This is a genomic window from Bordetella trematum (assembly GCF_900078335.1).
GTDB classification, from domain to species: Bacteria; Pseudomonadota; Gammaproteobacteria; order Burkholderiales; family Burkholderiaceae_B; genus Bordetella; species Bordetella trematum.
The window spans coordinates 1-540 of record NZ_FKBR01000024.1; the positions used below are offsets into that span (position 1 = coordinate 1).

1 protein-coding gene is annotated in these 540 nt (G+C 61.7%); it reads left to right on the forward strand.

Annotated features, from left to right (window positions below):
* Positions 1–27: 27 nt before the first annotated feature.
* The coding region (locus A7V84_RS12110) for a hypothetical protein (RefSeq protein WP_156508020.1) at positions 28–540 on the forward strand (513 nt) is incomplete at its 3' end.

Consider the following 540-nt stretch of genomic DNA (forward strand, 5'->3'; position numbering starts at 1 on the left):
GACTGCTCCCAGCATGCCGAAAGCAAGTTGGAATGGATTGCCACCCCAGATATCAGGGATGTTCCAGACTGCGTATTGACGCCGCGTGGAGTTGCGCTCAAACAGTCGCAAATCAGCGTGGCAGAGGAGGCGCAGGACGTGAAACTCCCCGAGATCCCGAGCGCTTACAACGATACAGGTGGCTACGTTGGCTATGCAAAATCTGACCTTGCAGCATACGCCCGCGCCGCAGTCATGGCCGACCGCGCCAGTCGCCCCGCTCGCCCTGAGCCGACAGACGCAGAACTGGCTACCCTGGCAAGCGAGTTCATGATGTCGGGTTCATGCTCGACGCGCTACTACTTTGATGACAGAGGATTCGCTCGCGCCCTGCTTGCCCGCTACGGTGCGCAGCCTGCGGCGAGCGCTGAGCCGGTGGCTTTCTATAAAGATGGCGTTCTGTTCTGGCACGGGGAGCATGCAGCATGGCGCGGGAAAGATGGTCAACTCTACGCCGAGCCCACTGCCGCCCTGGCAAGCGCCCCTGTAGCCGGGGAGGCG